Raw genomic sequence first — 11,520 nt, forward strand, 5'->3', positions numbered from 1 at the left:
TGTTAACCGTATCTGCCGGTTATGTAGTCTTCGGTCTGCTTCTTTTTGGGTTTGGTGAACAGTTGGCTAGTGCTGTCTATCTCTATCAATTCACCCATGTACATGAATGCAGTATAGTCGGAAACACGGGCGGCCTGTTGCATATTGTGCGTGACAATGACGATGGTATATTTTTCTTTTAGCTCGTTAATCAGTTCTTCGATTTTGAGCGTGGAAATTGGGTCCAATGCCGATGCAGGTTCGTCCAGCAACAACACTTCCGGCTCAATGGCGATTGCCCTAGCAATAACCAGCCGTTGCTGTTGTCCACCGGAAATACCCAGGGCATTATCGTTAAGCCGGTCTTTCATTTCATCCCAAAGTGCCGCACCCCGCAAGGCATTTTCAACGGTTTCATCAAGGGTACGCTTGTCGTTGATACCTTGTATACGCAGGCCGTATGCAACATTTTCAAAAATCGATTTTGGGAAAGGGTTAGGTTTTTGGAATACCATCCCCACACGCCTGCGTAATGCCGCTACGTTGACCGATTTGTCGTAGACATTTTCATTGTCCAGCAGGATTTTACCCTCGATCCTGGCACTGTCTACTAGATCATTCATACGGTTGATACAGCGTAACAAAGTTGATTTACCGCAACCGCTAGGGCCTATGTAAGCCGTTACCCGCTGTTTAGGTATTTCCATATTGATATTATGCAGGGCTTGCTTTTGCCCGTAATACAGGTTGAGATTTTCTACCTTTATGGAAATATCAAGCTGCTCTTGGGGAGTATCACGCCCACGTAAGATAGAATTCATGTCAATTGCGTGGGTACGCCCGTGTTCTATAGCCATCTTTAACCTTCCAATGCCCGATATTTTTCGCGTAAATTGTTCCTTATGATGATCGCGGTCAGATTTAGCCCGATAATCACCAAGACCAGCAATAATGCCGTTGCATAGACCAAAGGCCGCGCTGCTTCGACATTTGGGCTTTGGAAGCCGACATCATAAATATGAAAACCCAGATGCATGAATTTCCTGTCCAAATGGATAAATGGGAGATTGCCGTCCAGCGGCAAGGTAGGGGCCAGCTTAACCACGCCGACCAGCATTAACGGCGCGACTTCGCCAGCTGCCCTGGCGACAGCCAAGATCAGTCCCGTCATGATGGCAGGGCTAGCCATAGGTAACACCGTACGCCATAGCGTCTCAAGTTTAGTTGCACCCAAAGCCAAACTACCTTCGCGTATGGATTTAGGGATACGCGCCAGACCTTCTTCAGTTGCCACAATCACGACGGGTAAGGTTAGCAGCGATAGCGTGATGGATGCCCAGAGTATGCCGGGCGTCCCAAAAACAGGTGCAGGGGAGGATTCTGGAAAAAACAAGCGGTCGATATTGCCGCCCAGGATATAAACAAAAAAGCCCAAGCCAAACACACCGTAAACGACCGAAGGGACACCTGCCAGATTGTTGACTGCAATCCTAATGAGCCGCGTGATGAAACCTTGCTTTGCGTATTCGCGCAAATACACCGCTGCAATCACGCCAAAAGGGGTGACGATGACGGACATAATCATGACCATCATGACCGTGCCAAAAATAGCAGGAAAGATACCGCCTTCGGTATTGGCCTCGCGTGGGTCGTCGGTCAGAAATTCGCCCAGCTTATTAAAATAATGGGCGACCTTGTCCAATAAGCCCATGCTATTGGGTTGATAGATCCTGACGACCTTGGACAACGGAATGACGACTTCAGCGCCGCTGTCGGTTTTCGCCACCAAACTGGCGCTCCTGACCTTTTGGTATAAATCCTTAAGTTGCGTTTGGTATTGTTCGTATTGCGTCTTAAGCCCTGCGTTTTCATTTTCTATGGCTGACCTAGCCGAATCATCCAGTCGGTTTTTTAATTCCAGTTTTCTTTGTTTCAGCCTTAACTTCTCCAAGCTATAGTTGATTGCGCCGATTTCCTTTTTTTCCAGATGGGTGATTTCGCTATACACCTTCAGCGTGTCGGCAATCTTTGCCTGTGCGACAGTCCATGCTTGTTCATGACTGGCAAGGGTGGCACCGTTCTCTTTGACGGCAACAAGCTGCCCGTAAAAATTGCCCCATTCCCGACGTTCCACCACCATGATGTCGCCAGGGAATGCTTGGTCTTTGATATTCCGCTCCTGCAACCAGCGAAAATCAACCCCGGTAATGTCACGATTACCCGTTTTAACCTGGTGCTGCACCAAGGTGTCTTCATTGTCGGCCATTTTGAAACCGGACGTTTTGGCTATTGCCGCAGGGGTTATGCTGGTATCAATGATCTCGCCGAACAGGGTTTTGACCTGACCATCCGCTTCCTGATAATTGATACGGGCAACCTCCGCCGGCCAAAAGTGCCCGATGCCACGAACGATTATTAATCCCAACACCCCGATAATCATGATAAGGCAAGCACTGACTGCTGCCGCATTGAACCAAATCCAGGGAGTGCCGCTTTTAAACCAAGACGCTATCATAAAGAGCTATATTTTTCCCGCAAGCGTTGGCGGATAACTTCCGCCAAGGTGTTAAATACAAAAGTAAAAATGAACAAGACCAGCGCTGTCAAGAATAACACTCGATAATGGGTGCTATCGACTTCCGATTCCGGCATTTCTACCGCGACATTGGCGGCCAGCGTACGTAAGCCCTGAAAGACGCTAAAATCCATCACCGGCGTATTGCCAGTTGCCATGAGTACAATCATGGTTTCTCCAACCGCTCGTCCCAGGCCGATCATGACGGCAGAAAAAATACCTGGGCTGGCCGTCAACAAAACCACTTTCGTCATGGTTTGCCAGGTGGTTGCCCCTAAAGCTAACGATCCCACGGTCAAATGCTTGGGGACGCTGAATATGGCATCCTCGGCAATTGAAAAAATAGTGGGTATTACCGCAAAACCCATAGCTATACCGACGATCAGCGCATTGCGTTGGTCGTAGCCGATACCGAACTCGTGGCTAAACCAGTCACGTAATGAGCCGTGAAACAAGTAAGCTTCCAAAGGTACGCTGATGGTAAAAGCCAACCAGCTAACGATTACGATAACCGGCATTAGAATTGCCGCATCCCACCCTTCGGGAATTTTTTGGCGTAGCGTCTTAGGCAAAAATTGCCAGAGAAAAGCAAACAACAAGACGGCGATAGGCAGCGAAATCAACGACAAGAACAATCCAGCCAAATGTTTTTCAATAAACGGGGCCAACCAAAGGCCTGCCAGGAAACCCAGGATAACCGTGGGCAATGCGCCCATCAGTTCAATCGCAGGTTTTACGACTTGGCGCATTTGGGGCGCCATAAAATAGGCGGTGTAAATGGCACCCATCAAGGCGAGGGGCATGGCGACCAGCATCGCGTAAAAGGCGGCTTTTAAGGTACCGAACACTAAAGGTACCAGACTGTATTTGGGCTCAAAATCGTTGCTGGCAGAAGAGGATTGCCAAATATAGTCAGGTTTCGGATAACTTTCGTACCAAACTTTTTGCCACAGGGACTTGATGGAAACCTCTGGGTGTTCATTGTCCACATTCCAAACATGGATTTTTTCGTCACCCGTTTCCAGCAACAAACGATTTGAGCGTGGCGATAATACGGCGGCTATTGGCTGTGACGTGCCGATATGCTCTTTGATAAGTTGCCGTTCCGCCGTTGAATTGTAAAGGCCGACAGTACCGGCGGCATCGACTGCCATAAACCCCTTTCGGCGTTGCTCAGACTCAACCGCAACGACCGCCTTGTCAGAAACCTTAAATGACCGGATTTTTTTAAAGACCAGTTGTTTAAGTTCGTTTTTGACTTGTGACCATTGCGACACCAAGCCCGATGAGTCGCCCACTAACAGGGAAATGTCCCCATTCAGGAAAGTCAAGCTGGTGACTGTCTGTCCGGCCTCGATTACATTTTGCTGGTGCTTTAATTTGGGTGCGGCTTTGTCGCGAATATCATAGGCGCTTAACAGGCCTTCATTGTCCATAAGGTACAGTTGGTTGTCATCCTTATCAATTAACAGGTCAACAATCGCTTTCGCTGAGGCATCCAACACTGCGGATGTCCGCGTTATTGTCGCTTCGTTAGCGAACAGGGACTTTTCTTGGGCAAAACTGACTAAATGAACCTTGTCGGCGATTTTTGCAACAAGTATGGTCTTGTCAGATTCAACCTTGACGGCAATCTTCTCCAGGGGGGAACCCGCTTCGTCGATGACCAAAGGTTGCTGGCCCAGCGGGTAGTTGAGCGATGGCGTAATCAGGCGCTGATTGTTGGGATATGTGATTTTATATTGATGTTTTACGACGATGGCCTTGCCGTCTGAAAGACCGTACGCTACGCCACCCTGGCTGATGTCACTGCCTTGGGCAAAGCTGGTGATATGGATCCCTTCTGGGATGGCTATTCCCTGAGTTAAAATCGTTTTCCCTGTAGCGACCTCGAAAAAAACAACCTGTCCGGTATCAGTAAACCGGGCCGCCACTTCATTTTGCTCTTCCGTTTCCAACAAAACCGTCTTGCCCAATGTTTTTTCAGGAAGCACGTACTCAGCGATTGAATTGGCTTTTGCCGATGCAAATAAAGGCAGGACTACATACAACAAATAAAAGAAAATCAGTACGATAGCGACGATGACACTTAGGCCGCCGACGATAACGCCGTAGCGCACCAAAGAATCTTTCACTAACCGCCATTTTTGATAGGCATTGCCGGCAACAAGCGTAACGGCTGTAGGAGTTGGATTTTTGGCTAGGTTTTCAGGCATGTTTTTATTGTAAAGTCTTTAAATGACAGTTTTGCGTATCGTTTGTGTTTCAGCAGTAAATTTTGGAATTCTATTTTAAACGTATTGAGGATTGGGTAGTAGGAAATTGCATTTTCAACGTACGAAGCACATTGATTCGTTTGTTATAAGATATAAAAAATGGCCGAACCTCGTTTTTCAGGCATCGACCATTCAATCCATATAAACCATTCGTTTGAGGAGGGAAATTGGCTAACGCAGGCTTAACATCCTTGTAAACCAATCCTTAACCGCTATGACAACACTTTCCTAAACGCAAAGCTTATTTGACGGCAGACAAAGCCTTTTCCACGACGCTCGCGGGCAAGGGTATATAACCATCTTTAATTACAGACTGTTGGCCCGTTTGCGATAGGACCATCTTGATGAACTCATTTTCCAATGGCGCTAAGGGTTGGTTCGGCTTTTTGTTAACGTATATGTACAGGAAACGCGTCAATGGATAGGTTCCATTAAGCGCATTTGCGGGAGTGGCTTCAACAAAGCTGGTGCTGCCTTTTTTTGCCAAAGGCACCATTTTCACGCCGGATGTGGAATAACCCATGCCGGAATAGCCAATACCGTTGACAGATTCGGTGACCGACTGAACAACTGAAGCCGAACCTGGCTGTTCATTGACATTGCTTTTGAAGTCGCCTTTACATAAGGCGTGTTCTTTAAAGTACCCGTAGGTTCCTGATACCGAGTTACGTCCGTACAACTGGATGCTTTTTGCTCCCCATACAGCCACGCCGGCATCACCCCAGGTTTCTATACTGGCAGAACCGCCGCATTTGTTGGTGGAAGAAAAAATGCCGTCAACTTGTTCCATCGTCAATCCTTTGATGGGGTTGTCTTTGTTGACCAGTACAGCAAGGGCATCGACAGCCACAGGAACAGCCGTTGGCTTGTAGCCGTATTTGCCTTCGAATGCTTCGATTTCATCATCTTTCATTTCACGACTCATGGGGCCGAGATTAGATGTGCCTTCAGTCAATGCGGGTGGCGCAGTAGAAGAACCGGCGGCCTGAATTTGAATGTTGACATTGGGATAAGCGCGGTTAAAGTCTTCCGCCCAAAGCGTCATCAAGTTGGCAAGCGTATCGGAACCTACACTGGACAGGTTGCCGGAAATGCCGCTGGCTGCTTGGTATGCAGGGACACCTGCATCAACAGTCTGCACCGCATGTGCAACCGTTCCCATCAGTCCGGCGGTAACAAGCCCCATCGCAGCAATAATTGATTTCGTTTTAAAAATTGGTTTCATTATGAACTCTCTCGTGATTGACAATACTGGCATTTGCGTAGAATACTTCTTTAGCTTAATGTCATTTTATGACAGAAATATGACAATGACATAATTAATCCAGCGGCTCTTCGATTTCTTCGGTTAAGGATTTTGGACAGGTGATGGAAATCAATTTTGCACTGCCCTTTTCCAAATGCGCCCAGTCATCAGGCAAAACCATTCGTGCTAACGCGGAGGTCGGAAGCAATTTTTCAACTTCTGGCAGATCTTTAAGATTGACCAGATAAGTCAACAAATCCTCAAACTCCGGGTTGTGCCCGACCAATAACACCCTGTTCAAGCTTGCCGGGCAATCAGCCAACACCGATTTGACCCGTACTAAGCCCTCATCGTACAGGCGCTTTTCCATTTGGATATGCTGACGTTCTATGTCGAGAATATCGGACACGATTTTTGCGGTCATGATGGCACGGGATGCCGGTGAACTGATCACCAAGTCAGGAAACAAGCCTTGTTCCCGCAACCATTCCCCCAGGCGGGCGGCGTCACGCTTCCCGCGTTTTTTTAAACGACGGTCGTAATCTTCGCTACCGTCGTAGCGTTCTGCCTTGCCATGCCGCAGCAACCATAGCTCTCTGCTCATTTGTCTGTCCGTCAATCATTGTTACCGAAAAATAAAAGTGAATACTAATTATGAAACACACTGGTAAGGAAGCGCTTCATAGCAACATACGGCTGTTACACTGACCTATTAATTCAGTATTCGTCTCCAAAATGACCTATATCTCCCATGTCATCAAATGATAATAGTAGATAATTACAGTATTATGTACTCGATTATTTATAAAAGGTGTTTTTAGTCATGGCGACTACCCATTTTGAATTACCCGCGAATATGACGGCCGTAAAGCTGATCTCCGCATTAAGCGACCAAGTAGACATCCATCTTGTCTCCAGGCAATACCTCCTTAAGACCTATTACGACAGTTTTGATTGGCGCTTATACAGGCAGGGTGTCATCTGCGAATTTAACCGCTCAAAACAATCTTCGTCATTAATGCTGACCAACCGCAAGAATGGCGAACTGATAGCCAGTACCCTTTTGTTTGACGTCCCCGCCTTCAGCAAGCAATTTAATCCTGGTAAGGTACGGCAGACATTGGAACCGCTATTAGGTGTGCGGGCTTTACTGGCAATATGTACGCTGGAATGTGAGGCGCATCACCTGGACATCCTCAACAAAGACGAAAAAATTGTGCTGCGCGTGTTGATTGAACAATTTGATTTGCTCAATAACCGCCTTACCCTATTTCCTGTCAAGGGTTATGACAAAACTGTCGGGCACATTACAGAAATGGTCACTAAAGAGCTGGGTGTAACCGTAGCGGACAAGCCCGTGCTGTTAGAAGCCTTAAGGTTGCAAGGTCGACTGCCCAAAGATTACTCCTCCAAATTGGACATAAAGCTCACTCCAGAAATGCGTGCCGATGTCGCCTGCAAAACCATTTTTAGCTATCTGTTGCGTGTGATCAAACTCAACGAACAGGGCACCATCGCCGATACCGACAGCGAGTTTTTGCATGACTTCAGGGTGGCCGTCAGAAGAACGCGGGTCGCACTTAGTCAAGTCAAGCATGTTTTGCCGGAAGACGTACTTATCATTTACAGGGAGTTTTTCTCATGGCTGGGCCAGATAACTGGAGAAACGCGTGACTTGGACGTGTATTTGTTGAACTTCGAGCAATACAAAAAGAAATTGCCCCCAGTTATTCGACAAAGCATCAATCCTTTACATAACTTTTTGCAGGTGAAAAAACAAAAATCGCACAAACAGCTTGCCAAAAAATTACGGTCTGCCAAGTATTTAACGACACTGGCGCAGTGGGAAACCTACCTTTCTTCATCTGCGTCACCCGATCCAACAGAAACGAATGCTCACTTGACGATTAAAGAACTGGCGGATAAAAGGATATGGAAAACCTATAAGCTAGCCGTAAAAGAAGGGGATGCCATTGACCGCCACTCGCCCTCCGGTGCGCTGCATAAGCTCAGGAAAACCTGCAAAAAATTACGCTATCTGATGGAGTTTTTCCAGAATCTTTATCCCGATAACCAAACAGATAAATTGATTAAGCGGCTAAAACAGTTGCAGGAAGTATTGGGCGATTATCAGGATTACTCAGTTCAGCAAGAGCAACTACAACAATTCAGCGAAGAAATGCAAACCATCAATACGCCAAGCCGGACTTTTTTGGCGATGGGCGTGTTGATCCAGGATTTTGAAAACCGCAAATGTAAAGCGCGTGACAGCTTCACTTCACAATTCACGGCTTTTAAGAAACAGGAAACCCATACGTCTTTTCATGACCTGTTTGCACCGAGAAAGACATGAGGGTGTTTCTATTTCGATCAATGAGCGGAAATTCATTAGTCCGCCTATTATCATAACTGGGGACACTATGAAAATATTGGCTTTATACAACATTAAAGGTGGCGTTGGCAAAACCTCATGTGCCGTTAATCTCGCTTTCAATGCAGCGCAATGCGGCTATCGCACACTGGTTTGGGACCTCGACCCGCAAGGTGCCAGCAGTTATTATTTCCGGATCAAACCTAAAATCAAGGGCGGCGGTAAGGGGTTGATGGCAGGGGAGCACGAATTGGAAGACCTGATTAAGGGCACTGACTTTGAAAACCTGGATTTAATCCCGGCGGATTTTTCGTTCAGGAACCTGGATTTACTGTTGGACGACAAGAAAAAACCTACCCAACAGCTAAAAAAACGCCTCAAACCCTTGGCTGACGAATACGATTTTATTTTCTTGGATTGCCCGCCCAGTATTTCCTTATTGTCCGAAGCGGTTTTTGCAGCGGCTGACTTGTTGTTATCGCCTATAATTCCAACTACACTGTCTTTGAGGACCTTAGTACAACTCAAAGAATTTATTGCAGACCATGGGTTGAAAAGCACCCGCCTTATGCCTTTTTTTTCAATGGTCGACAGCCGGAAAAAAATGCACAAAGCGTTAATGTGCGAGGCATTGGCGAATTATCCAGAGATGTTAACGACCGCAATACCCCATGCCAGCGACGTTGAACGCATGGGGGTGGAACGTAAACCACTGGGGGCCTACAGCGGCAAAAGCCGTTCTGCTCAAGCCTATCGTGAACTTTGGCAAGAGATTTTGGCTCGTAGCCTTATGCAATAACTTAGACCCTTTTTTCAAACTTTTCAAAACCGGAACAATTGAAAAGCATAAATTTAATCTAATCAAGGCGATATGGACACCCCAAATGTAGATTCCACGCAATTCCTGCAACAGCAGCTACAGGCTGTGGTCGCCCTGCTGGATAAACAGGAGCTGGAAAATTCGCTGGTACGAAAGAGTGCCTCAAGCCACCATGACCTAGAAGAAGCGCTAGTCAACAAACAGCATCAAGTCCGACTGCAAGAGCGTTTGTCCGATTTGCATCCGGCGGATATTGCCTTCATCCTTGAATCTTTGCCTTTAGACCAACGCCAGACGGTATGGGATGCCATCAAGTCTGATAATGATGGCCAAATCTTGCTGGAAGTGTCTGATGCCGTGCGGCAAACCCTTATTTCGGGCATGGAAGAAGAAGAGCTGGCGACGTTTGCCAGCCACTTGGATACCGACGAAATTGCCGACCTTGCCGCCGACATCCCCAAACGGGCGATGCTCAAAATCCTTCGGTCACTGAATAACCAGGAACGCACCCACCTGAACACCATCCTTTCCTACGGGGACGACCAGGTGGGTGCCTTCATGGATTTCGGCATGATTACTGTCCGTGATGACCTTAACCTATGGGCCATCACCAACTATATCCGTAAATTAGGGAAATTGCCCAGCCATACCGACAAATTATTCGTGGTGGACCAAGGCAATATCGTTAAAGGCGTGCTGCCATTGCAGCGCTTGCTTACCCATTCGCCTGCACAACACGTTGCCGAGGCGATGGTTACGGATTTTGTCCAGTTCCATCTGGACGAATACACAGCGGACGCTGCACGGGCATTTGAGCGTTACGACTTGATTTCTGCGCCAGTCGTCGATAAGCAAGGCCAACTGCAAGGACGGCTTTGCGTCGATAGCATTATGGACTATATACGGGAAAAAACCGATGAGGAGATGTTGATCCAGGCAGGCGTGGAAGAAGACGAAGACTTGTTTTCCAGCGTCTGGAAATCCGCCAAAAATCGCTGGGGCTGGCTGTTGATAAACGTCGCCACGGCTTTTGCATCGACACGGATTATTGATGTCTTTCAAGACACCATCCTGCAAATGGTCGCCTTGGCCTCGCTCATGCCCATTGTTGCCGCCATGGGCGGGAATACCGGCAATCAAACCAGTATGCTGATTATACGTTCGCTGGCGTTAGGGCAAATTAATGCGGTTAATGTCCGCCGGTTAATCAAAAAAGAACTGTCGCTCGCACTGTTGAACGGCTTGTTTATTGGTTTGATTATCGGCTTGTTGAGTTGGGTACTTTACTACAACCTGGCGTTGTCTATCGTCATCGGATTTGCCATGTTGATCAACCTTTTGGTCGCCGTGCTGGTCGGCCTGAGCATTCCATTGGGGCGGTATAAGCTCGGCAAAGACCCAGCCGTTGGTGCCAGCATCATGCTGACGGCCATTACCGATTCGATGGGATTCTTTATTGTGCTGCTGTTGGCACGGATGTTTTTGATTGGAAGGTGATTTTAACCATCACATATCAATCAAGCGTACTTGCTGCGGTCGTGCAAAAATCCCAAAAAAAACCCGATTTAGTTCATTTAGCTAAATCGGGTAAACATTCAGTATCCTACGCTAAATACGGATATTTAGCTTTTTGTCTAAATCTAGCCGAGGAATTCACTAGGCTTGCGTTTAACGCCCAATAGTCCCAACAGGGCTGATCCAAACAACCAAACTGCCGAAGGTAGGGGTACAGCCGCCGGGCCATCATCACAGTCGGGCTCATGATGCCCGTGGTGTCCATGATGCTCATGACCAAAATCATCCCCAAAGCCGCCATGACCGAAATGCCCAAATACGAGATGAAACCAATCATCTGCAATTTTTAATGCACCTTGTTGATCAAAACCCGATCCGGAGGACGCTATCGTGGTACCACCCTGTGTAAAACTTAAGGAAAATGACACAGGACTCGGACTCACTATGGATTCTGTCATTGAAGCGAAACTCACTGAGGAAAACATCCAAAGCATGAGTGCCGCAAGAAAACAATATTGCTTCTTCATTAAAACCTCCAATTACTAATTAACATATACGCAAAGCAAATGTAAAAATTGTCACAACTGACTTAATATTACATTCATAAGTCAATATAGCAGCAATTTATTACATTCATAAGACAGTATAGCAGCTAATACATTAAGTTAGCATTAACTGCAACATTTCTGTAACAGCAATATTGATGCCATATTGAATCTGCTTTTTTACTTCTGAAAT

The 11,520-nt window shown here is 47.0% G+C and carries 9 protein-coding genes; 3 read left to right on the plus strand and 6 right to left on the minus strand.

The genetic code is table 11. From position 1 onward, the window contains the following. Positions 1 to 2: 2 nt before the first annotated feature. The 5 genes from pstB to MGMO_RS10510 all read right to left on the minus strand — a co-directional run bounded on the left by pstB (position 3) and on the right by MGMO_RS10510 (position 6,680). Complete coding sequence (pstB, locus tag MGMO_RS10490) at positions 3 to 800, minus strand: phosphate ABC transporter ATP-binding protein PstB (RefSeq protein ID WP_200922728.1); 798 nt, start codon at positions 798 to 800, stop codon at positions 3 to 5. A gap of 38 nt (positions 801 to 838) precedes the next feature. Continuing rightward, entirely contained in the window at positions 839 to 2,494 is a 1,656-nt protein-coding gene (gene pstA, locus MGMO_RS10495; protein ID WP_023495027.1) for a phosphate ABC transporter permease PstA, read from the minus strand. Continuing rightward, a complete protein-coding gene (locus tag MGMO_RS10500; RefSeq protein WP_023495028.1) occupies positions 2,491 to 4,770 on the minus strand; it encodes an ABC transporter permease subunit in 2,280 nt (759 codons plus the stop codon). Before MGMO_RS10500 ends, pstA begins: the two co-directional genes overlap by 4 nt. A 301-nt stretch (positions 4,771 to 5,071) precedes the next feature. Beyond that, entirely contained in the window at positions 5,072 to 6,055 is a 984-nt protein-coding gene (locus MGMO_RS10505; protein ID WP_023495029.1) for a PstS family phosphate ABC transporter substrate-binding protein, read from the minus strand. A gap of 94 nt (positions 6,056 to 6,149) precedes the next feature. Further along, on the minus strand, positions 6,150 to 6,680 hold the full coding sequence (locus MGMO_RS10510; RefSeq protein WP_023495030.1) for a SixA phosphatase family protein: 531 nt from the start codon (positions 6,678 to 6,680) through the stop codon (positions 6,150 to 6,152). 219 nt (positions 6,681 to 6,899) lie between these two features. On the opposite strand from MGMO_RS10510, the gene MGMO_RS10515 reads away from it, so the two are divergent. From MGMO_RS10515 to mgtE, 3 genes are all read left to right on the plus strand, one after another. Next, entirely contained in the window at positions 6,900 to 8,429 is a 1,530-nt protein-coding gene (locus tag MGMO_RS10515; RefSeq protein ID WP_023495031.1) for a CHAD domain-containing protein, read from the plus strand. Positions 8,430 to 8,496: 67 nt separating this feature from the next. Continuing rightward, positions 8,497 to 9,246 carry a ParA family protein gene (locus tag MGMO_RS10520; protein WP_036307548.1) on the plus strand — a complete coding sequence of 250 codons (750 nt, stop codon included), beginning with the start codon at positions 8,497 to 8,499 and terminating at the stop codon, positions 9,244 to 9,246. A 72-nt stretch (positions 9,247 to 9,318) separates the two neighbouring features. Next, complete coding sequence (gene mgtE, locus MGMO_RS10525; RefSeq protein ID WP_023495033.1) at positions 9,319 to 10,764, plus strand: magnesium transporter; 1,446 nt, start codon at positions 9,319 to 9,321, stop codon at positions 10,762 to 10,764. Positions 10,765 to 10,907: 143 nt separating this feature from the next. Here the strand turns inward: mgtE and MGMO_RS20335 are convergent, their stop codons facing one another. Continuing rightward, complete coding sequence (locus MGMO_RS20335; protein WP_023495034.1) at positions 10,908 to 11,309, minus strand: PEP-CTERM domain protein; 402 nt, start codon at positions 11,307 to 11,309, stop codon at positions 10,908 to 10,910. Positions 11,310 to 11,520: the final 211 nt, after the last annotated feature.

The organism is Methyloglobulus morosus KoM1, assembly GCF_000496735.2.
Taxonomy (GTDB): Bacteria; Pseudomonadota; Gammaproteobacteria; order Methylococcales; family Methylomonadaceae; genus Methyloglobulus; species Methyloglobulus morosus.